The organism is Prevotella marseillensis (assembly GCF_900625065.1).
Lineage (GTDB): Bacteria > Bacteroidota > Bacteroidia > Bacteroidales > Bacteroidaceae > Prevotella > Prevotella rara.
In genome coordinates, this window is sequence record NZ_UYXY01000001.1 from 1,024,751 (window position 1) to 1,046,245 (window position 21,495).

17 protein-coding genes are annotated in these 21,495 nt (G+C 37.0%); 3 read left to right on the plus strand and 14 right to left on the minus strand.

Annotation, left to right across the window (positions count from 1 at the left end; translation table 11 throughout):
- Nucleotides 1-7: 7 nt before the first annotated feature.
- A complete protein-coding gene (gene atpA / locus EJL04_RS04295) occupies nucleotides 8-1,594 on the plus strand; it encodes a F0F1 ATP synthase subunit alpha (RefSeq protein WP_053398342.1) in 1,587 nt (528 codons plus the stop codon).
- Between the two features lie 7 nt (nucleotides 1,595-1,601).
- Nucleotides 1,602-2,570 (plus strand): F0F1 ATP synthase subunit gamma, encoded by a 969-nt coding sequence (locus EJL04_RS04300; protein ID WP_125104163.1) that lies wholly within the window; start codon nucleotides 1,602-1,604, stop codon nucleotides 2,568-2,570.
- A gap of 116 nt (nucleotides 2,571-2,686) precedes the next feature.
- Here EJL04_RS04300 and EJL04_RS04305 read toward each other — a convergent pair whose 3' ends face one another.
- The 14 genes from EJL04_RS04305 to EJL04_RS04370 all read right to left on the minus strand — a co-directional run bounded on the left by EJL04_RS04305 (nucleotide 2,687) and on the right by EJL04_RS04370 (nucleotide 19,996).
- The gene (locus EJL04_RS04305) at nucleotides 2,687-4,429 is read right to left on the minus strand and encodes an AAA family ATPase (RefSeq protein WP_125104164.1); all 1,743 of its coding nucleotides are present in this window, start codon (nucleotides 4,427-4,429) and stop codon (nucleotides 2,687-2,689) included.
- 11 nt (nucleotides 4,430-4,440) lie between these two features.
- Complete coding sequence (locus EJL04_RS04310) at nucleotides 4,441-6,987, minus strand: transglycosylase domain-containing protein (RefSeq protein ID WP_021854299.1); 2,547 nt, start codon at nucleotides 6,985-6,987, stop codon at nucleotides 4,441-4,443.
- A 47-nt stretch (nucleotides 6,988-7,034) separates the two neighbouring features.
- Nucleotides 7,035-7,931: a tRNA (adenosine(37)-N6)-dimethylallyltransferase MiaA gene (miaA, locus tag EJL04_RS04315; RefSeq protein ID WP_125104165.1), complete on the minus strand. Its 897-nt coding sequence runs from the start codon at nucleotides 7,929-7,931 to the stop codon at nucleotides 7,035-7,037.
- 12 nt (nucleotides 7,932-7,943) lie between these two features.
- Nucleotides 7,944-8,714, minus strand: coding sequence for an acyl-ACP--UDP-N-acetylglucosamine O-acyltransferase (lpxA, locus tag EJL04_RS04320; protein ID WP_125104166.1), 771 nt, complete (start codon nucleotides 8,712-8,714; stop codon nucleotides 7,944-7,946).
- A 44-nt stretch (nucleotides 8,715-8,758) separates the two neighbouring features.
- Entirely contained in the window at nucleotides 8,759-10,150 is a 1,392-nt protein-coding gene (locus EJL04_RS04325) for a bifunctional UDP-3-O-[3-hydroxymyristoyl] N-acetylglucosamine deacetylase/3-hydroxyacyl-ACP dehydratase (RefSeq protein WP_125104167.1), read from the minus strand.
- A 3-nt stretch (nucleotides 10,151-10,153) separates the two neighbouring features.
- Nucleotides 10,154-11,191 carry a UDP-3-O-(3-hydroxymyristoyl)glucosamine N-acyltransferase gene (gene lpxD / locus EJL04_RS04330; protein WP_053398347.1) on the minus strand — a complete coding sequence of 346 codons (1,038 nt, stop codon included), beginning with the start codon at nucleotides 11,189-11,191 and terminating at the stop codon, nucleotides 10,154-10,156.
- 43 nt (nucleotides 11,192-11,234) lie between these two features.
- Nucleotides 11,235-12,455, minus strand: coding sequence for an HD domain-containing protein (locus tag EJL04_RS04335; protein ID WP_125104168.1), 1,221 nt, complete (start codon nucleotides 12,453-12,455; stop codon nucleotides 11,235-11,237).
- A gap of 780 nt (nucleotides 12,456-13,235) precedes the next feature.
- Nucleotides 13,236-14,060, minus strand: a complete 825-nt coding sequence (gene pyrF, locus EJL04_RS04340) for an orotidine-5'-phosphate decarboxylase (RefSeq protein ID WP_021854305.1) — start codon at nucleotides 14,058-14,060, stop codon at nucleotides 13,236-13,238.
- Nucleotides 14,061-14,193: 133 nt separating this feature from the next.
- Entirely contained in the window at nucleotides 14,194-15,306 is a 1,113-nt protein-coding gene (prfA, locus tag EJL04_RS04345) for a peptide chain release factor 1 (RefSeq protein WP_021854306.1), read from the minus strand.
- Nucleotides 15,307-15,310: 4 nt separating this feature from the next.
- Nucleotides 15,311-16,480: an AIR synthase-related protein gene (locus EJL04_RS04350; protein ID WP_125104169.1), complete on the minus strand. Its 1,170-nt coding sequence runs from the start codon at nucleotides 16,478-16,480 to the stop codon at nucleotides 15,311-15,313.
- 40 nt (nucleotides 16,481-16,520) lie between these two features.
- Nucleotides 16,521-17,267 (minus strand): shikimate dehydrogenase family protein, encoded by a 747-nt coding sequence (locus EJL04_RS04355; RefSeq protein ID WP_053398350.1) that lies wholly within the window; start codon nucleotides 17,265-17,267, stop codon nucleotides 16,521-16,523.
- A gap of 10 nt (nucleotides 17,268-17,277) precedes the next feature.
- Nucleotides 17,278-18,015, minus strand: a complete 738-nt coding sequence (gene ubiE, locus EJL04_RS04360) for a bifunctional demethylmenaquinone methyltransferase/2-methoxy-6-polyprenyl-1,4-benzoquinol methylase UbiE (RefSeq protein WP_125104170.1) — start codon at nucleotides 18,013-18,015, stop codon at nucleotides 17,278-17,280.
- Between the two features lie 58 nt (nucleotides 18,016-18,073).
- The gene (locus EJL04_RS04365) at nucleotides 18,074-19,021 is read right to left on the minus strand and encodes a phosphoribosylaminoimidazolesuccinocarboxamide synthase (RefSeq protein WP_021854310.1); all 948 of its coding nucleotides are present in this window, start codon (nucleotides 19,019-19,021) and stop codon (nucleotides 18,074-18,076) included.
- A gap of 27 nt (nucleotides 19,022-19,048) precedes the next feature.
- Nucleotides 19,049-19,996 (minus strand): PhoH family protein, encoded by a 948-nt coding sequence (locus tag EJL04_RS04370; RefSeq protein WP_125104171.1) that lies wholly within the window; start codon nucleotides 19,994-19,996, stop codon nucleotides 19,049-19,051.
- Nucleotides 19,997-20,475: 479 nt separating this feature from the next.
- Here EJL04_RS04370 and EJL04_RS04375 point away from each other — a divergent pair, with 479 nt between their 5' ends.
- A complete protein-coding gene (locus tag EJL04_RS04375) occupies nucleotides 20,476-21,459 on the plus strand; it encodes an eCIS core domain-containing protein (RefSeq protein ID WP_125104172.1) in 984 nt (327 codons plus the stop codon).
- The last annotated feature ends 36 nt before the right edge of the window (nucleotides 21,460-21,495 follow it).

A 21,495-nucleotide genomic window follows, 5' to 3' on the forward strand; every position in this document is an offset into this window, starting at 1 on the left:
TTGTAATATGTCTGATAAAATTAAACCAAGCGAAGTATCTCAAGTTCTTTTGGAACAACTGAAAGGGATTAATGATAGCGCAAAGTTTGATGAAGTAGGTTCTGTCCTTCAGGTAAGCGATGGCGTAGCACGTATCTATGGTCTTCGAAATGCTGAAGCTAATGAACTTCTTGAATTTGAAAATGGGACTATGGCTATTGTCATGAACCTTGAAGAGGACAACGTTGGTTGTGTGCTACTTGGCTCTACTTCCGAGATAAAGGAAGGAATGTTGGTAAAGCGTACAAAACGTATTGCCAGCATCAGGGTGAATGATAATATGCTGGGAAGAGTCATAAATCCATTGGGGCAGGCTATAGATGGTAAAGGTGACATTGATTTGACGAATTCGTTTGAAATGCCATTGGATAGAAAAGCTCCAGGTGTTATCTATCGTCAGCCTGTAAAAGAACCTTTACAAACTGGTTTGAAAGCCGTGGATTCTATGATTCCAATTGGTAGAGGTCAGCGTGAGCTTATTATTGGAGACCGACAAACAGGTAAAACAGCAATTGCTGTAGATACTATTATAAATCAAAAGAGTTTTTACGATGCTGGTAAACCTGTTTATTGTATATATGTAGCTATTGGTCAGAAAGCCTCAACTGTTGCGGCATTAGTATCTACATTGAAGGAACATGGAGCAATGCCATACACGATTGTTGTTGCAGCTACAGCAGCAGATCCTGCTGCTATGCAATATTATGCACCTTTTGCAGGAGCTGCAATAGGTGAATATTTTAGAGATCGCGGTTATTCGGCCTTGGTCGTATATGATGATTTGTCTAAGCAAGCTGTTGCATATCGTGAGGTTTCACTTATTTTGCGTCGTCCTTCTGGTCGTGAAGCTTATCCTGGAGATGTGTTCTATTTGCATAGTCGTTTGTTGGAGCGTGCAGCACGAATAAATGACCAGCAAGAGGTTGCAGAGAATATGAATGATTTGCCTGAGTGTATGAAAGGGCATGTTAAAGGTGGTGGTTCGCTTACTGCTTTGCCTATAATTGAAACTCAGGCAGGAGACGTATCTGCGTATATTCCAACTAACGTTATCTCTATTACTGATGGACAGATTTATCTTGAGACCGACTTGTTCAATCAGGGATTTAGGCCTGCAATTAATGTTGGTATTTCTGTAAGTCGTGTAGGAGGTTCTGCGCAGATAAAAAGTATGAAGAAGGTTGCGGGAACATTGAAAATAGATCAAGCACAGTATAGAGAGTTGGAATCTTTTTCAAAGTTTTCAAGTGATATGGATGCTGTAACGGCTATGACACTTGATAGAGGTCGTAAGAATAATCAACTTTTGATACAGCCACAATATAGTCCAATGCCTGTTGGTGAGCAAGTTGCAATACTCTATTGTGGAACACATGGTCTAATGCATGATGTACCTGTTGAAAAGGTGCGTGAATGCCAAGATGCCTTTTTGGATAAGATGCGTTCTTCACATGAAGATGTTGTTGATGCTTTATCTAAAGGAAAAATTGATGATCAAATAACCCAAACTATTGAGGCTGTAATGGCTGATATTGCAGGGCAATATAAAAAATAGTTGATTTATGCCGTCACTAAAAGAAATAAAAAATCGTATATCATCTGTAAATAGCACTCGTAAAATAACGAGTGCTATGAAGATGGTTGCGTCGTCAAAACTGCATCATGCACAGATCATGATAGGGAACATGCTTCCTTATGAATCTATGCTAGAGCATATACTAAAAGCATTTTTGGCTTCAGAAGTTGATGCTACAACTGTATATAATACTGTGAGACGTGTAAAAAAAGTTGCTTTTGTTGTATATTCATCTAATAGCAGTTTATGCGGTGGTTTTAATGCAAATGTTATTAAGGCCATGCAGCAGGCGATTGATAAATACCAGCGTCTGGTAGGTATGGATAATATTGTTGTTTATCCTATTGGACGAAAGGTTGCTGAAAAAGTGACGAAACTCGGCTTGAACTGTGGTGGAGATTTCTCTGAAATTGCTGATAAGCCTGATTTGCATCGATGTATAGAACTTGCAGATTTACTTTCGCAGAAATTCATCGATGGTGAGTTTGATCGCATAGAGATGATTTATCATCATTTCAAAAGTGCTGGTTCACAAATCTTGACTCAAAAAACTTTCTTACCAATTAATATCAAAGAGGAATTGGATTTTGATGATGAGCGAGATTTGACATCTAATATTGCAACCTTGGAAGCTCAAGAGTATATACGTAAGAAAGGTAAGGTTTCTTCAAATGCCAAAGAGGCAGTAAAGCCTCTTAATGACAATTTTATTGTTGAACCTGATATGGAATCAGTGTTGTGCTCACTTATTCCTAAACTATCACATTTAATGATATATACAGCATTGCTTGATAGTAATGCTAGTGAGCATGCAGCTCGTATGGTTGCTATGCAGACAGCAACAGATAATGCTGATGAACTTCTGAGAGATTTGAATCTCCAATATAATAAGAGTCGTCAGCAGGCTATCACAAATGAGTTGCTTGACATTGTGGGTGGTACTGTTAATTCATAGTGTATTACTCTTACTTATATAAAGAGACTGCACAATTTGTGCATGTCTCTTTTTTATATTTAGGCATTGTCTAAATTTTTGTGTAATCTAAATAAATCTGTTTTCTATCAGATTGCTTATTTCTGTTTTCGTTTAGTTAAAAGATTTATCCTTTTGGAAGGTTCTTGTGCTTCTGGATATAATTCTAATGCCTTATTATAATTAGCTATTGCAGCTTCATACATTTTTTCATTTTCACATTCTTTACCTAGTATCGTATACTCTGCTGCAAGTCTTTTTAAGAAAGTCTCTTGCTTATTTAATTTTTCTTCGAGGCATTTTATTTCATCTTTTAGTGTATTTATCTTATTTAATTTTTTACGGATAAGTCTCTTGGCACTAGGCTTTTCTATATCGTATCTGCTGTGTATAGCTTTAAAAAAGCATTTTAAGAAGTTTTCATAGTCTCCGTTGTCAAATGCTTTTGCTGCTTCGTAATATTCTTTATCTGCGGCAGATTCGCTTAATGCTTTTTTTATAAGTGTTGAATTGTTGTAATTTTTAGCAAATTGCAATATTTCTTTTCGTACGAAAATATTTTCGTGCCTTATTGGCGATTTGAGTGTAATGCCGTTTAATGATGTACATCTTGATAAGGCGACGTATGTTTGGCCTCCGGCAAATACACCCCCTGTCAGGTCAATAATAACCTTGTTAAATGTTAGGCCTTGGCTTTTGTGTATAGTTATTGCCCATGCCAATCTTATTGGAAACTGTATAAAATATCCAATTTCTTCTTCTTCAATTTTTTGTTCCTTGTTATTGAAACGGTACTTCATATTACTCCTTCTCTCCCTCGAAACTTCGTATTCGTTACCGTCTTCTGTGATTATATATATTAATCCTTTTTCAACGTCAATAGTTTCAACAATACCTAGAGTACCATTTACCCATCTTTTGTTTATGTCGTTCTTTATAAATATTACTTGTGCACCAGGCTTGATTTCCAATTTTGTGAGTGTTGGTAGACTATTTTCTGGAAATTCTCCACCAATTTTCCCATTAAATATTGTTGATGATCCTTTAAGTTCTTTTAGCTTATTTTCATTTATATAATCTACAGTATCTCTACGTGTTGATAATGTTATTACGAGCTTTTCACTTTTGAACTCGTGGTTTTCTTCTTTATAACGGCTGTTTAATATTTTTAAATCATAGTCATTTACGTCACCAAGTCTTATCTTATCGAGTATGTTGATGAACTGGCTGTCTTTTTGTCTGTAAATTTTATTTAATTCAATACATATTAGTTTTATCTCTTTAAATATCTTTGCGTCAAAGAAGAAACTAGTAGGGTAGAATGGCTGAAGGAGTTTCCGTTCATCCTCCTTGACAACTGGTTCTAACTGAAAAATATCCCCTACAAGTAATAATTGTTTTCCGCCGAAAGGCTCGCGCATATTTCTCGAATATACCCGTAATACCTTATCTATAAAATCGATGATGTCAGCTCTTACCATGCTAATTTCATCAATTATGATGAGCTCAACCTCTCGTAGCAGCTTACATTTTTCACCATTGTATTTTAGTGTATTGCGTAAATGCCTTACTGAATATTGAGTATCATTGGGTAATATTGGGTGAAATGGGAGTTTGAAAAAGCTATGTAGTGTTGCGCCTCCTACATTGATTGCAGATATGCCAGTTGGGGCGAGAACAACAATTTTCTTTTTTATGTTGGACTTGACATATCTTAAAAAAGTTGATTTACCCGTCCCTGCTTTACCTGTAAGGAAAAGCGAGCGACGGGTAAATTTTAATATCTGAAGAGCTTCTTGAAACTCTTTGTTTGATTGATCAATTTGTGAATTCGGTTCCAATGTTGAGCTTCTTATAAGTCTTCAAATCTAATCTGTTCTTCACGAGGTTTATTTTTCTTTTTTTCTTTTTTATCTTCAGATTGTTGTACGTTACCTTTATCTGTATTGATGGCGGGATTATTTTCTTTTGAGATTTCGTTATCTTCGTTTCCTCTTGGAAGTATATTGCCTTCTTCGTCAATAAGAAGTTCTTCGTCCTCTACCATGGTACTGTCAATCTGTGTCGTATCTTTTTTAGCAGGTACATAACTGCTGCAGTTATACATATCTGCAGTTATGTCTTCATCATCTGGCTTATGGAATCGGCCATGATACTTTTTAAATTCAGGATCTTTCATAAGCGCCTGAATGAAATATCCGCAAATAGGTAATGCCGTCCTACTTCCTTGTCCAAGAGCGCCTGTGCGGAAATGAATACTTCTGTATTCTCCACCAACCCATGCGCCTGTTACAAGATTCGGGCTTACGCACATAAACCATGCATCTGAATGATTATTTGATGTTCCTGTCTTGCCGCCAAAGTCTGTATCACGTGCAGTGTCAGTATATGCCCATAAACTTTGAGATGTTCCACCTGGTTCACGCATACCACCCATAAGTAGCTGTTGCATGAAGAATGCGCTTTTATATGGTATAACTTGTTTTTCCTCTGTAGAACTTACATATACCTCTCTTCCGTCTTTGTCTACTATACGTGTCACAAGGACTGGTTCTATATGTTTACCATCATTTGCTATTGTACAATATGCATTGACCATTTCTAACAGATTAACGTCAGAAGCACCTAACGCTAATGAAGGTTCTTCGTCCAAAGGACTTTTTATACCCATGTCATGTGCTGTTTTGGCAATGTTCTTTATTCCCATTTCCTGTCCAAGTCTGACAGCAATCGAGTTGATACTTTTCGCGAATGCGCTTTTTAAGGGGATGGAGTCTCCTGAGAACCTGCCATTGGCATTTGTTGGAGTCCATGAAGTCATTTCATGCTTATTTTTATCATATACTTGCATTCTTATGTATTCGTCCCTTCTCTTATCACAGGGTGTAAGTCCCTGGTTCATTGCTTCTGTATATACAAATAGTTTAAATGTTGAACCTGGTTGGCGCATAGCTGTAACTTTGTCATATTTCCATGAGTTAAAGTCAATGTCTCCGACCCATGCTCTGACTGCTCCGGTTTGTGGCTCCATTGCAACGAATGAGCAATGCATGAATTTAACCATATACCTGATGGAATCCATTGTGCTCATTTCTTTTTCAATGGTACCTTTCTCATAATCAAATAATTTGACTTTGTGTGGCTTATTCAAATAGTATTGAATAGAGTCGGGGTTATTGGGAAACTTTTGTAATAATGTTTTGTATACCGGTAATTTCTGAGCTATATTCTCTATAAAGTTTGGTATAATCTGATGGTTCTCATCTCTCCATGGGTCTTGACCGCTCCAATGACTATTGAAGTTTCTTTGTACCTGTTTCATTTGTTTGATTGCGGCTTCTTCAGCATATTTTTGCATGCGGGTATCTATCGTAGTGTAGATTTTTAAGCCGCTACTATACAGGTCATATCCATTTTCCTTACACCAATCCTTAAGATAGTCAGCTATTGCCTCACGAAAATATTTTGCCTGACCATCATAATTGCTTTCAACACTATAGTTTACTTTTATGGGTATTGCACTTAAAGAATCATAATCATCTTTTGTGATATCCTTATGTGTCATTAAGTTGTGCAAGACAGTATTTCTGCGTTGCAGACTATTCTCAGGGTTCGTAATAGGGTTATAATATGTTGTAGCTTTTAGCATACCAACCAAAACAGCTGCTTGTTCAGCAGTCATTTCAGATGGAGTTGTGTTAAAATATGTCTTACATGCGGTTTTTATGCCATATGCATTTGAACCAAAATCTACGGTATTAGCATACATCGTAAGAATTTCTTTTTTATCGTATAGAATTTCCAACTTTGTTGCAATAATCCATTCTTTGCTTTTCATAATAAGCATGCGTACCCCCGGAATATATCCCAACAATCCTGTTGAATACTGTGTCCTGACGCGGAACATGTTTTTTGCGAGCTGTTGCGTAATAGTGGATGCACCACGTGCTTCATGGTGTACAATAATATCTTTTGCTACAGCAAATAATCCGGTGAAATCAACACCAAAGTGCTTGTAGAAGCGTTCATCTTCTGTATCAATTAAAGCTTTCCAGAAGAGAGGGTTTACTTCTTCATATTTAACAGGCGTTCTGTTCTCGCTAAAATATTTGCCTATCATAACGCCGTCTGCACTATATATTTCAGATGCCTCGCTTGTTGTAGGATGCATTATCTGTGAAAAGCCGGGAGACTTTCCAAATAACCATAAGAAGTTAATATCAACCATTATAAGATACACAAAAAATGTGATTATGGCAGACAGGATTGCTACACAAGTTTTTGTATACCATTTGCGACCTATATAAAGTCCTTTATACCAAGGCCAAAAACCTTTAATTTTGTTCAGACACGTTTTGATAAATCTACCGATACGTGAATCATTGTTGTTGTTGAACATATAATTTTAGTATTATTTATTCTGCAAATGTACAAAAAAAGTACAGTTTATATGAATGTGTTTATGTAATTTATGATTTCTTCAATATTGTCGGGTGAAAACCAATGTATATTTGGATCACGCCTGAACCATGTAAGCTGTTTACGGCAATACTTATGTGTATTGCTTTTTATCCTAAATATTGCATTGTCAAGTGTACATAATCCGTCTAGATATTCAAATGTTTCTTTGTAACCAACAGTGTTTAATGCATTTAGATTTTTATATTCATAGACGTTTAGAGCTTCTTGAATTAAACCATCATGAATCATTTGCTCTACACGTAAGTCTATTCTCTCGTATAATCTCTGCCGGTCCATATTAAGACCGATTTTTATAATTCTAAAAGGTCTTTCTTTGGTTGTGTTTTTTCTGAAGGAAGAATATGGCTTGCCTGTAGATAAGCATATTTCTAATGCATGTATTATGCGCTTATGATTATTCTTATCAACAATTGCGTGATAATCAGGATCTAGTAATGCCAATTCTTTGCTAATGCCAGAAAGACCTTCTTTATCGAATCTTTCTTGAAGTGTTTTTCTAATGTTGTCATCAACCGATGGTATGTCGTCAATACCTTTGCATACTGCATCAACGTACATCATGCTGCCACCAGACATGATTACATTATCTTTATACTTGAACAAGATGTTTAATAATTTTAAAACATCTTGTTCATATTTTGAGGCGTTGTAATATTCATTAATATGAAGATTGCCAACAAAAAAATGTCTAATTGATTTACGTTCATCTTTTGTTGGGGCAGCTGTGCCTACAGGTATTTCTTTAAAAACCTGCCGAGAGTCAGCATTAATAATAACCGTATTTAAGTGTTCGGCAACCTTCAGACATAATGATGTTTTTCCTACCCCTGTAGGTCCAACTATTACAAAAAGTGTCTTCATCACAGAAGGTATTTATCTTATTATACCTCTCTTAGAGTTTTCAACAAAATTAATTATATATTCAATTTCTTTTGTTACAGGCAGCTTTTTCCTTATTTCTTCAATGCCCTCTTTTAGGATTCCTTTAGAGTACAGAAGTCTGTAAGCTTCATGTATATTGTTGATTAATTCGTTGCTGAATCCTCTTCTTCTTAATCCCACAATATTTATTCCGCAATATTTCGTCGGTTCTTTTCCGGCAATGATAAAAGGTGGTATGTCTTGGCTGAAACGGCAGCCTCCCTGAATCATTACATAGCTACCAATATGGCAGAATTGGTGGCATAAAACAACAGCACTAATAATGGCATAGTCGTCAACAACAACTTCTCCTGCAAACTTTGTTGAGTTTCCAATAATACATCCATTACCGATAACACAATCGTGAGCAATATGCATGTTTTCCATCAGCAAATTGTTTGAACCAACTTTTGTTGTCCCTTTAGATGCTGTGCCTCGTGATATAGTTACATTTTCACGTATACTATTGTTATCACCAACTTCACATGTCGTATCTTCACCTTTGAATTTAAGATCTTGTGGCTTTGTACTAATACTTGCACCGGGAAAGATTTCGTTATTATTTCCGATGCGTGCTCCGTAGTTAATCGTTACATTATTTTGTAATACGTTATTGTCGCCAATTACTGTATTTTTATCAATATAACAGAATGGGCCGATAATATTATTGTCACCAATTTTGGCTTCAGGATGTATGTATGCTAACGGACTTATATTATTCATGGCTAATATTTTAAAATAAGGCAGAAGTAAATCTGCCTTATGGGTTATTTATTTTTTACTATTTGAGCTGTGAAAGTAGCTTCTGATACGACTTTATCTCCTACAAATACATATCCCTTCATAGAAGATACACCATGGCGTACAGGAGCAAGAAGGCCAACTTTAAATAAAAGAGTATCTCCCGGTACAACTTTTTGTCTAAACTTCACATCGTCAATCTTCATGAAATATGTTGACCATCTTTCGGGCTCTTCCAAAGTGTTAAGAACAAGCAAGCCACCGCACTGTGCCATAGCCTCAATTTGTAAAACGCCAGGCATAACGGGCTCTTGGGGAAAATGTCCCTGGAAGAAAGGTTCATTACTGGTGACATTTTTTACGCCAACGATACTGCTCGGTCCAAGAGCTATCACTTTATCAACAAGCTGCATGGGATAACGATGCGGAAGCAATTCGCGAATGCGGTTTACGTCCATAAGCGGTGCTTCATTGCAATTGTATATTGGAGCCTGTATTTCATGCTTACGGATTTCTTTTCGCATGAGGCGTGCAAACTTATTGTTGATTGTATGTCCTGGACGAGTGGCTATTATGCGGCCTTTAATAGGTTTGCCGATAAGTGCCATATCGCCTATTATGTCTAACAGCTTATGCCTTGTACATTCATTTTCCCATACTAGCGGTTTATGCTGAATGTATCCCAGTTTTGTTGCGTCAAGATGTGGTACATGTAAGAAATCTGCCAATTGATCAAGACGTTCCTGAGTTGTCTGTCTTTCATAAATCACAATAGCATTATCCATGTCACCGCCTTTAATAAGATTAGCTTTTAAGAGTGGTTCGATGTCTCTTACAAAGACGAATGTACGGGCTGGAGCTATTTCTGTGGCAAAATCTTCAATTTTGTCAAGTGTTGCAAATTGACTATTTATGAATTTAGAGTCAAAAGAGCACATTGCGGTCAAGCTGAATTCTTCATCTGGCAGAATAGTAATGCATGAACCTGATTCTTTATCCTTTACCTCTATCTTGTGACGTATAATATAGAAGTCTTTTGGAGCATTCTGTTCAACGATTCCAATTTCACGGATCTTCTCAATGTATTGTGCTGCTGAGCCATCTAAAATTGGAAATTCAGGACCATTTACCTGTATAAGGCAGTTGTCAATGCCTAAAGCATACAGAGCGGCAAGTCCATGTTCTACGGTTGATACTCTTACATCACCTTTCCCTAATACAGTTCCACGTTGGGTGTCAACGACATTTTCAGCAATGGCATCAATGATGGGTTGACCCTCAAGATCGATTCTTTGTATCTTATATCCGGTATTTTCATTTGCCGGATTAAAGGTGATTGTCAGATTTAATCCAGTATGAAGACCTTTTCCACACAGTGCAAAACTGCCTTTAAGTGTGTTCTGTTTTGACATTTCCATAATTTATTTATATGTCTCTTTTAATTTTTCAACTTCATGTTTTAACTCGTTGAGCTCTTTGTAAATTTCTGGTAGCCTGCGTGTTAATGCAATAGACTTAAAGTAAGCCTTTGGGTCAGTCGGCGGCGTTCCGATGAGAGTCTCATTGCCTTTAAGGTTGCCTGGCACTCCAGACTGGGCACCAAGGAAAGTCTTATCACCAATTGTTGCATGTCCTGCAATGCCGACTTGACCTCCAAACATACAGCCTTTGCCAATTTTTGTACTACCTGCAACGCCTGTCTGAGCAGACATTACAGTATTTTCGCCCACTTCAACATTGTGAGCAATCTGTACAAGATTGTCAAGCTTTACACCTTTACGTATAATTGTTGTTCCCATCGTAGAACGGTCTACGCATGAGTTGGCTCCAATTTCAACGTTATCTTCAATAGTTACAATGCCAATTTGTGGTATTTTGTCATATCCATCAGTATTTGGAGCAAATCCAAAACCGTCTGCACCAATGACAGTGCCGGCATGAATTGTAACATTATTGCCTAGCTTACACTCTTTGTAGATGGTGACATTAGGATATAAGATACATCCATTTCCAATTTTAACACCATCTTCAATAACCGTATGTGGATATATTTGTGTATTTTCACCGATAACAACGTTCTCGCCTATATATGCAAAAGCACCTACATAGCAATTGTCGCCAATTGTCGCTTTAGGTGATATGAAAGCCATTGAGCTTATGCCACTTTTTTTAGGAAGTGCAGCCTGATACATTTGCAGAAGTTTTGCAACGCATTCATAGGCATTCTTTACTCTAATCAAGGTGGCTTTGACTGGTTTTGTCAACTCAACATCTTCGTTGACAAGCACAATACTTGATTGTGTTTCGTAAATATAGTGTGTGTATTTGGGATTTGAAAGGAATGATATAGCTCCTGGTTTTCCCTCTTCAATTTTGGCAAATGTATTTACTGTGGCATTTTCATCGCCTTCAACTTTGCCTTGGATAAAACTTGCTATTTGGTTTGCTGTAAATTCCATTGCAATTTAATTACATATTATCTGCAAAGATAAATAAATTTATTCAAAAACGTTGATAACATAAATAATATTTTCTGATTTTTTTTGAAAGTAATGCAATATTCAACAATTCTGAAGATTCAGAAATGTCTTTTGTTGTATTGTCTTTGAACAGTATAGTGATTTGGTCTTCATTAACATCGTACATATCTTTTTGTATTGTGTCAATGCTCATGAGATAGCCAGCTTCTTCTAAACTTATTTTGAACATGTCTGCAATTGTACGTTTCTTGCTTTCAGCATAGGCGTCGTCCACAGGATTTTCGAAAATTTCAACTTTGAAGATATTGCGGTTTATGATATCTGTGGAAAGAATCGATAGCACTTTATCGTTGCTGTCTGTCCATACTTTAAGGGAACTTAGAATGTCGCTGTCGTCGAGTTTTGTGTAATACAGCTGGGCTTGTTTGTCATTTCTGAATGTCTCTGCATCGATGTCATTGTATAAAAAATATCTTAGACAGGGTGTTGCGAAAATTTCTTTGCCTTCATGTGCAAGTCTTTTTGCACGTAAGAGAGCGTTTACTAGCACTTTTTCGCTAGAGACAGTTGTTTTATGCAGATACACTTGCCAATACATCAGACGTCTTGCCATTAGATAATTTTCGATAGAATACAGCCCTTTTGAATTTACAACAAGATTATCATTGTGTACGTCAAGCATCTTTATTATTCTAGCACTGCCAATATTTCCTTCAGACACTCCTGTGTAAAAGCTGTCACGTCTGAGATAGTCTAGCCTGTCCATGTCAAGCTGGCTGCTTATCAGTTGATGCAGAAACTTTTTTGGATATTCATTCTTGAATATTTTGAGTGCTAAATTCAATTCTCCTTTCATTTCCTTGTTAATTTGTTCCATCATAAGCAAGGATATTTCTTCGTGGCTTATTCCGCTTATCAATGTATGCTCTAAGACATGAGAGAATGGGCCATGTCCAATGTCGTGCATTAGTATAGCAGCCTCAACAGCTTCAGCTTCACTGTCGAATATGTATATTCCTTTTTGGGTTAATGACGTAATGGCTTCGCTCATTAAATGGAATGCACCGATAGAATGCTGAAAGCGAGTGTGTTGTGCGGAAGGGTACACCATAGATGTAAGTCCAAGTTGCTTTATTCGTGTAAGCCTCTGCATTAGCGGATGCTCAACAATATCTAACAGAAGGCCATGAGGTATCTTTATGAATCCGAAGATAGGGTCATTTATTATTTTACTGTCATTCATTTCGCTTGTTTTATATGTTGTACAACTTCAAAAAGGTAAATAAGTAGTACTGGTGTTTTACATTATAGCTGAAATCTGATTCATGATATATGTTATAACAGCATGTGGCAAATGCAAATATACAATTTATTTGTTTGATATACAACAAAATAGCTTGATGATGAAAGTTAACTGATGTTAAGGTCCGTATGAGATGGAATAAACTTTCTGTGAATAATATCAACCTCTTAAATGCTGCTTTTATGATTGACAAAAGGAAAACAAAATAATGTATGGACTGTCAAAGTGTAATTTTTTAATGTGTCGGCTAATGTTATGTTTTAGCGGATAAAATGCGATGCTTGATCACTTTTATGCTAATACTTTATCTTCAAAACACATATATTTGCTTGTTCTTGGTTGGAAATCATTGAGTTTTGTCGTCTATTTAACTGTATTTGTGTGGCTGATTGAATGTGTTTTGACATGTAAAATGCTGCATTCTATACTGTAATAGGTGGCATTTTAGATGTTTTTTAGAATGATATTGTGCTTAGAATTTATTGTTAACTGCTTCAACTGCTTGAAAATGAGAGGTTTATCTGTTGAATGAGCAATAGTCGGATTTTATGGCTTTTTCAGAGTAGAATCAGTGTTCAATGGAAAAATAGTCTACTATTTGAAATCAGAAAGTCAAAATAAGTGCAAATTGTGTGACATTCTGACGGCGCTTATGTCTATGACTATATTTTATAAAAGAAAACCTCCGGCATTTGCTTTAATGCCGGAGGATTTTTATACCTACTTTATTTTGTTTAATTCTATGGCCATTTCTTTTTGCAGGGCTTCAGCTTTAATTGCTGCAGCTTCAGCAAAATCGCTTCCGTTTGAGGCATAAATGATACCTCTGCTGCTGTTTACTAATAGTCCGCAGTCTTTGATTATTCCGTATTTGCATACTTCTTGTAGGCTTCCGCCCTGTGCTCCAACTCCAGGTACAAGTAAGAAGTGATTAGGAGCAACTTTACGTATGTCTTGGAACATTGAGCCCTGAGTGGCACCAACTACATACATCATGTTTTGCTCATCACCCCATGCCTGTGACTTACGTATAACTTTTTCAAAAAGTCTTTCGCCGTCTTGGTCGGCTGTCAGCTGAAAATCATGTGAACCTTTATTGCTTGTGAGCGCCAATAGAATAACCCATTTGCCTTCATAGTTGAGGAATGGTGTAACACTGTCTTCGCCCATGTAAGGCGCAACGGTCAATGAGTCGATATCATATTCTTCAAAGAATGTACGGGCATACATAGAGGATGTGTTTCCTATGTCGCCACGTTTTGCATCTGCTATTATGAAATGGTCAGGATAGTTTTCTTTGAGGTATTTTATCGTACGTTCAAATGATATCATTCCTTTTACACCCATACATTCGTAGAAAGCCAAATTTGGCTTGTATGCAACACAATATTGTGCCGTTGCATCTATTATGGCTTTGTTGAAGTCGAATATAGGATCTTCGTTGTTCAGTAAACATTCCGGCACTTTTTTGATATCAGTGTCGAGTCCGACACACAGAAAAGATTGTTTGCTGAATATTTGGTCAACTAATTGTTTTCTGTTCATTTTTTCTGAATTTATGTTTTTATTTATTAAGTGAATTCTTTTATATGAAATGGCTGATGCTCAGATTTTTGCAATTGCCAAGTCTTATATAAAACTTTTATTTCATATAAATAATCCACCCAAACATTAGGATTTATAGTTCTGCCTCTTTCATGCGTTCTGCATTTTCTTCTACAGTTAAGGCGTCTATCATATCTTGTATGTTTCCTGCCAGGAATCCGGACAGATCATGTGTTGTATAGCCGATTCTGTGGTCAGTTACACGTCCTTGCTGGAAGTTATATGTTCTGATCTTTGCACTTCTGTCACCAGTTGACACCAATGTCTTTCTGCGGCTAGCTATATCATCGATGTATTTCTGATGCTCTCTGTCGTAGATGAAAGTACGCAATCTTGAAAGTGCCCTTTCCTTATTCTTAGGCTGGTCTCGTGTTTCAGTACATTCAATAAGAATTTCTTCAACTTCACCGGTATTCGGATTTTTCCATGGATATCTAAGACGAACTCCAGACTCCACTTTGTTTACATTCTGTCCTCCAGCACCGGAACTTCTGAATGTGTCCCACTTAATGTCGCCTTCGTTGATGTTAACTTCAAATTTATCAGCTTCGGGCAATACAGCTACTGTTGCAGCGCTTGTGTGCATACGGCCCTGTGTTTCTGTGGCTGGTACACGTTGTACACGATGTACGCCAGATTCATATTTTAGTATTCCATATACATTGTCGCCGCTTACAGCAAAGTCTATTTCCTTATATCCGCCAACAGCTCCTTCACTTACGCTTGTTACAGACAGGGACCAGCCTTTTGAATCACAGTATTTTTTATACATTTGAAATAAATCGCCTGCAAACAGTGCTGCTTCGTCACCGCCGGTTCCGGCTCTAATTTCCATTTGGACGTTCTTGGCGTCTTCCGGATCCTTCGGTACTAAGGCAATTTTTATCTCCTCCTCAATTTTAGGCTGTAACTCTTCATTGGCTTGAAGTTCTTCACGGGCCATCTCTCTCAGGTCCGGATCACTTTCGTTGGCAAGAATATCTTTAGCCTCGTTTATTGAGTTTATGCAGGCAATATATCGTTTTCTGGCCTTCATTATCTCATCGAGGTCTTTATATTCTCGTGTAAGTCTTACGTATCTTTCCTGATCTGAAATGACAGAAGGGTCTGTTATCAATGTGGCAACCTCTTCATATCTGCTTTCAAGTCCTTCGAGCTTTTCTAAAATACTATTGTTTTCGGGCATATAATTAATAGTTAAATTCTCCAAATTCAGATTTAATGGTCAGACTCTTTTCTCCTTCTTCGATATGTCCGATAATCTGAGCGTCTATATTGAAACTCTTACTTATATTAATTACTTTTTCTGCAAATTCGGGTTTTACATATATCTCCATTCTGTGTCCCATATTGAACACTTTATACATTTCCTTCCAGTCAGTCTGACTTTCCTCTCTAATCATTCTGAAAAGAGGTGGAACCGGGAACATGTTGTCTTTGATAACCTTGCAATTGTCATTTACGAAGTGTAGCACTTTTGTTTGTGCTCCGCCTGTACAATGTACCATACCATGTATTTCCGGACGTAATTCGTCAAGAATGCGTTTAATAACTGGTGCGTATGTACGGGTAGGAGAGAGGACTAGCTGACCTGCATTTACAGGTACATCTGCTAATTTGTCGTCCAGGTGATAATGACCACTATAAACAAGCTCGTCAGGAACTGCATGATCGTAACTTTCTGGATATTTTTCTGCAAGATATTTAGCAAACACGTCATGGCGTGCACTAGTCAGGCCATTGCTGCCCATACCTCCGTTGTAGCTTGTTTCGTATGTTGCCTGGCCAAATGAGGCAAGTCCGACAATGACATCGCCTGGTTGAATGTTGGCGTTGTTGATTACGTCGCTACGTTTCATTCTACATGTAACAGTAGAGTCGACGATAATTGTTCTTACTAAATCGCCAACATCAGCTGTTTCACCTCCCGTTGCGTAAATGCCAATGCCCATTTCTCGCATGCTGGCTAAAAGTTCGTCAGTGCCATTAATAATAGCAGATATGACTTCTCCTGGTACCAGCATTTTATTTCGTCCGATTGTGCTTGAAACAAGTATGTTATCTACAGCTCCAACACAAAGCAGGTCGTCCGTATTCATAATTAGTGCATCTTGTGCAATGCCTTTCCATACACTTAAGTCACCGGTCTCTTTCCAATACATATAAGCCAATGACGACTTAGTACCTGCGCCATCTGCATGCATAATATTACAATATTCAGGATCGCCTCCTAGAATGTCTGGTATTATTTTACAAAATGCCTGTGGAAAGATACCCTTATCTATGTTTTTTATTGCGTTGTGTACATCTTCTTTTGCTGCAGAAACACCACGCATCATGTAGCGGTTGTGTAAATCCATTTTAAATATATTTTTATGTATATGGAACAAAAATTACGTCTTATTCTTTATTATGCCAAAATTCCCAACTTGCAAATGCCTGTAATAAAAGCATTTCTAATCCATTTTTTACAGTGGCACCATGTTGGGCTCCTTTTTTCATGAAAAGAGTTTCATCGGGATTATAGAGCAAGTCATAAAGGATGTTCTTGCTTGTCATTGCCTCATATGGCAATTGAGGACACTCGTCTATATGCGGATACATTCCGCATGGAGTGCAATTAACAATAACATTGTACTCCTGAATTATGTCAGGGGTGATTTGTGAATATTGTATCGTTCCAGGACGTTCAAATCTGCTTACGAATACTGTTTCAAGACCTAGTGATTTTAAACCGAAGTTTATAGCTTTAGATGCCCCTCCTGTTCCTAATATTAATGCTTTTTTATGAAATCTTTCAAGCAAGGGCTCAATGCTTTTTGTAAAACCAATGACATCGCTGTTAAAGCCTTTCAGATAAGTATCATTACCTTTGTGGTCAACGCGTATAACATTTACTGCTCCTATAGCTCTTGCTTCGGGGCTTATGGAGTCAAGATAACTGATAACTTTTTCTTTATATGGTATTGTGACATTAAGGCCTTTCAGTTCCGGGTTAGAAGCTAAAATTTCCGGAAGGGAGTCGAGTGTCGGAATCTCAAAGTTGATATATTCAGCATTAATTCCTTCATTTTCAAATTTTTCGTTGAAATAACTTTTTGAAAATGAATGACCTAATGGGTAACCTATTAATCCATATTTATCCATAGACTTATATTTATTTAGTTGCAAAATAACAAGTGCAAATGCCGAAGGTTAAACGTTTGAATGTAGCTTCAGTAAACCCGGCTTTTTTTATGATATCTGTCATCACTTCACCTTGTGGAAATGCTTCTATTGTTGTTGTTAAATAACGATACGCATTTTTGTCTTTAGAAACAAGCTTTCCATATAGCGGTAGTACGGAATGAGAGTATATCCAAAATAATTGCTTCATTGGGAAACTTACAGGCTGGCTAAGTTCTAGAATACTTACGTGTCCTCCCTTTTTCAATACTCTGCACATCTCCTTTAAACTAGCATCAAGATTTTGAAAATTTCTGATTCCAAATGCGGTTATTATTGCGTCGAATGTATTGTCTGCATAAGAGAGATGTTCGCAGTCTTCCTTTTCAAAGCTTATGATTTCGCTCAGTCTCTCATTCTTAACTTTCTCTTGACCAATACGCATCATGCCTTCTGATATATCAATGCCAATGACCTTTTCAGGGGATAACTCCTTGGCTGATTTTATCGCAAAATCACCTGTCCCTGTCGCAACATCTAGTATTTTAAGAGGTTTAAAGGGCTTAAGCTGTTTTATGGCCATATTTCTCCAAAGATAGTCAATGCCAAGTGACAGCCTGTGATTAAGCAGATCATACGAATGAGCTATGGTATCAAACATTGTTTCAACCTGCTTACTCTTTTCTTCCCCGTTATTATATGGCGTTATACGTTCCTGTTTGTAGGTCATTTTTATCTGATTTATAAAAAGGCATGATGCTATAGAGGTATTTTGTCAATATGAATTATTATCTGTTTTTCAGATAATTCTTCACATTGTTTTCGATTCGTGCTGCAATATCACCATCTTCAGCAGCTTTGTCGAATTTATCACCGGTAATGTTCTCGAACAATTCAATGTAACGTTCGCTTACACTTTCAGCATATTCGTCTGTTATTTCTGGCATTGTCTGTCCAGGCTCATTCATGAAGTTGTGTTCAATAAGCCATTGACGTACAAATTCTTTAGATAATTGGCGTTGCGGCTCACCTTTCTCAAATTTCTCCTCATAACCGTCTGCATAGAAATAACGGCTGCTGTCTGGAGTATGTACTTCGTCAATAAGATAAACTTTACCGTCTCTTTTTCCAAATTCGTATTTAGTATCAACGAGGATAAGACCATGTTCAGCTGCAATTTCTTGTCCGCGTGCAAAAATCTTACGTGTATAGTCCTCCATTACCTCGTAATCTTCTTTACTTACAATGCCTTGAGCGATTATTTCTTCTTTGGAAATATTCATGTCATGACCTTCGTCAGCCTTTGTTGTAGGTGTTATTATTGGTTCGGGGAAACGCTGATTCTCTTTCATTCCATCGGGCAGTTTAACACCACAAATTTCACGACATCCCTTTTGATACTCACGCCATGCCGAACCTGTCAGAATTGAACGTATAATCATTTCAACGCGGAATCCTTCGCATTTCAGACCAACTGTAACCATTGGATCGGGAGTGGCAAGTTTCCAGTTTGGACAAATGTCCTTTGTCTGATCCAGAAATTTTGATGCGATCTGGTTAAGAACCTGACCCTTAAAAGGTATTCCTTTAGGCAGAATAACGTCGAAAGCTGAAATTCTGTCTGTGGCAATCATTACGATAATGTCGTCGTTAATGTTGTAAACATCGCGTACCTTACCATGATATACGCTTTTTTGTCCATCAAAATGGAAATCTGTTCTTGTAAGTGCTTTCATTCTTGTTGATTTATTGTAAAACCTTTTCTACTTGTTCTTTATTTCTTTATCTCTTTCATATGCATTGACTATTCGTGTGACAAGCTTATGTCTTACGATATCCTTTTCATTCATATTTATAAAAGAGATTCCGTCAATGCCATTTAATACACGTATAGCTTCTCGTAGCCCCCTAGTCGTTCCATGCGGTAAGTCAACCTGAGTAAGGTCGCCTGTTATGATCATTTTTGCATTCCATCCAAGTCGGGTTAAAAACATACGTATTTGAGCAGATGTTGTATTTTGTGCCTCGTCGAGAATTATTACAGCATCACTGAGTGTTCGTCCACGCATAAATGCCAATGGTGCAATCTGGATGATATGTTTCTCAATCATGTCCTGTAATTTAACAGCAGGAATCATGTCTTCAAGTGCATCATATAGGGGCTGCAGATATGGGTCGATTTTGTCTTTCATGTCACCTGGCAGAAAGCCTAACTTTTCTCCAGCCTCAACAGCCGGACGACTTAATATTATTTTTTTTGTCGCTTTCTCTTTGAGGGCTTTTACAGCAAGAGCTATACTTAAATATGTTTTGCCCGTGCCGGCAGGACCGACTGCGAACAGCATGTCATTGTTGTTGTACGCATCAATCAGTTTCTGCTGATTGGCACTTCTGCTTTTTATTGGTTTTCCAGAGATGTTATATACTACAACATCACTTGAAGTGTCATCGTTAATCTTTCCGCCCTTAATTATGTTGATTAAATTATCTTCATTAATCGAGTTGTATTTTAAGACGTGCTTGCGTATTTTCTCAATGTTTTCTTCAAAGTTTGCCATTTGCTCTTCGTCTCCTAATACGCGTAGGACATTATCACGTGCAACTATCCTGAGCTTTGGGTATAGTGCCTTGATTATTTGCAAATGCGTATTGTTGACTCCGTATAATATTACAGGGTCAATATCCTCAAGTACAATGTGCTTCTCGATCAATTTTATTCGAATTTAATATTATTGTGCAAAATTACAGAAACTTTTTCAATATATCATCGTTTTTCTTATCTTTTTTCTATTCTTGGGCTGATAGCGTATAGGTGTGAGAATGTTATGATTGTATCGCTATGTTGTATTTATTGATAAAAGGCTTTTGTCATATAGGGGATAGATTTCATTTAAATTTGTTTTTTTTCTCTCCATATGTCTTAGTGATATAATCTTGAATGGATGTCATGGCCATGGCATTGATATGAGTTGAAGATATATTTAAAAGTCTATGTATTTTGTTTGTTGCAAGAAATATTTTGTTTTGATGATATTGTTTTTAATTGGATTTTCCAATAAAAAATGTTGCTATTTTGTCATGGATAAAATTATGTTAATTGTTGACGTCCTTTCTGTATGCAATAAACATATTTATTTTGTATTTACATATACTTACATTATCTTTGCATCGTTTTATTTAAATTTAAATTATGTATATTATTAGACAGTTTTATCAGCGTGCAGTCTCGTTTGGCTTATGCCTCGTCTCGTTTTGTTGTTTATCTTATGGTAATAATGATAGCTATTCTCTCAGATTTGCGGATAAGGAGGAAGCAAATAATGTGTTGGCTGTTTCTAAGGGTTATGTAGAACGTCTTGGGAAATTTGACTTGGAGGCTCGTGTGGGTAAAAAGAATGCTACTCATGACGATATGGTAGACATGATAAGACGAGAGACTAGAGATTTTACAGATACAGAAAAAGATTCTGTTGTTAAAGCTTTTGCAATATTGGATGATGCTATTGCTCGAAAGGGCTTGAAGCTTCCTATCCCCCAAGAAGTACTGCTTATAAAAACAACGATGAAAGAGGAGGGAGGTGCAGCAGCGTATACTCGAGGCGAGGTAGTCTGTTTAGGTGAAGGCCTTTTGAAAAAAGTTAATACCAAAAGGCTTGCTAAGCTGTTGGCTCATGAGTTGTTTCATGTGATGACACGAAATAATATTGATTTTAGAAAGTCAATGTATAAAATAATAGGATTCAGTATATTGGATAAAGAAATAAAGTTTTCTGACGATGTGACCGAACGATTTATATCTAATCCGGATGTGAATCATTATGATAGCTATGCCATGTTAAGTGTCGGTGGAAAACAACAGCCATGCACAATGGTTATTTGTTCTGATCGTGATTATGCCGGAGGATCTTTTTTTGATTATGTGCACATCGGATTGGTTCCGCTTGACGATAAATTTTCTCCGGTAATGAAGGATGGAAAGATGTTGATGTATAAATTGGATGATGCATCCGATTTTTATGATAAGGTAGGAAGAAATACAGGGTATGTTATAAATCCGGAAGAATGTTTGGCAGATAACTTCTCGATAGCCTTGTGTGGAGATGTTAAAGAATTGCCAAATCCAGAAATTATCAATGAAATTGTTTCAACAATTCGAAATTTTAATGTTGATTGATACAAAAAGATGTGAGTCTTTTTTTTGTTTCTATGT

What these genes read in the sequence shown, in the direction of transcription:
- lpxD (WP_053398347.1), bottom strand. Translation starts at nt 11,191, where the DNA reads ATGGAATTTACAGCAAACCAAATAGCAAGTTTTATCCAAGGCAAAGTT.
- EJL04_RS04310 (WP_021854299.1), bottom strand. Translation starts at nt 6,987, where the DNA reads ATGTTCAACAACAACAATGATTCACGTATCGGTAGATTTATCAAAACG.
- EJL04_RS04365 (WP_021854310.1), bottom strand. Translation starts at nt 19,021, where the DNA reads ATGAAAGCACTTACAAGAACAGATTTCCATTTTGATGGACAAAAAAGC.
- prfA (WP_021854306.1), bottom strand. Translation starts at nt 15,306, where the DNA reads ATGCCCGAAAACAATAGTATTTTAGAAAAGCTCGAAGGACTTGAAAGC.
- miaA (WP_125104165.1), bottom strand. Translation starts at nt 7,931, where the DNA reads ATGAAGACACTTTTTGTAATAGTTGGACCTACAGGGGTAGGAAAAACA.
- pyrF (WP_021854305.1), bottom strand. Translation starts at nt 14,060, where the DNA reads ATGAACAGAAAACAATTAGTTGACCAAATATTCAGCAAACAATCTTTT.
- EJL04_RS04355 (WP_053398350.1), bottom strand. Translation starts at nt 17,267, where the DNA reads ATGGATAAATATGGATTAATAGGTTACCCATTAGGTCATTCATTTTCA.
- atpA (WP_053398342.1), top strand. Translation starts at nt 8, where the DNA reads ATGTCTGATAAAATTAAACCAAGCGAAGTATCTCAAGTTCTTTTGGAA.
- EJL04_RS04350 (WP_125104169.1), bottom strand. Translation starts at nt 16,480, where the DNA reads ATGGATTTACACAACCGCTACATGATGCGTGGTGTTTCTGCAGCAAAA.
- EJL04_RS04375 (WP_125104172.1), top strand. Translation starts at nt 20,476, where the DNA reads ATGTATATTATTAGACAGTTTTATCAGCGTGCAGTCTCGTTTGGCTTA.
- EJL04_RS04300 (WP_125104163.1), top strand. Translation starts at nt 1,602, where the DNA reads ATGCCGTCACTAAAAGAAATAAAAAATCGTATATCATCTGTAAATAGC.
- lpxA (WP_125104166.1), bottom strand. Translation starts at nt 8,714, where the DNA reads ATGAATAATATAAGTCCGTTAGCATACATACATCCTGAAGCCAAAATT.
- EJL04_RS04325 (WP_125104167.1), bottom strand. Translation starts at nt 10,150, where the DNA reads ATGGAAATGTCAAAACAGAACACACTTAAAGGCAGTTTTGCACTGTGT.
- EJL04_RS04335 (WP_125104168.1), bottom strand. Translation starts at nt 12,455, where the DNA reads ATGAATGACAGTAAAATAATAAATGACCCTATCTTCGGATTCATAAAG.
- ubiE (WP_125104170.1), bottom strand. Translation starts at nt 18,015, where the DNA reads ATGACCTACAAACAGGAACGTATAACGCCATATAATAACGGGGAAGAA.